General features: G+C 60.7%; 1 pseudogene. It reads left to right on the forward strand.

Annotation, left to right across the window (positions count from 1 at the left end):
* Positions 1–184 (forward strand): annotated as a pseudogene (locus SB725_RS31050) (NADP oxidoreductase coenzyme); the annotation flags it as partial.
* Positions 185–275 lie beyond the last annotated feature (91 nt).

The following is a 275-nucleotide window of genomic DNA, read 5'->3' on the forward strand; positions in this document are numbered from 1 at the left end:
CAGGCGAGTCGTGTTCCTCGCGAGCGACGATGACGGCGCTGCAGCGGAGATCGGCGCGCTTGCTGAAAAACTCGGTTTCGCGCCAATCAAACTGGGTGGGCTTTCGGAGGGCGGGCTGCTTGTGCACGCGCGCGGAAACAAGTGGGGACAACTGATCTTCAAGGACTTGATCACGTTCGACTGAGGACCACCCCGTTTCCGGCTATTTCCGCCGGAAATGACAATGAACGCTGGCGCGGCGCGCGCTGATGAAGCACCTGTCCTAGCGCAAGAGT

The sequence above is a fragment of the Pseudomonas sp. SIMBA_041 genome, from assembly GCF_046535095.1.
In the GTDB taxonomy this organism is placed as follows: domain Bacteria; phylum Pseudomonadota; class Gammaproteobacteria; order Pseudomonadales; family Pseudomonadaceae; genus Aquipseudomonas; species Aquipseudomonas mucoides.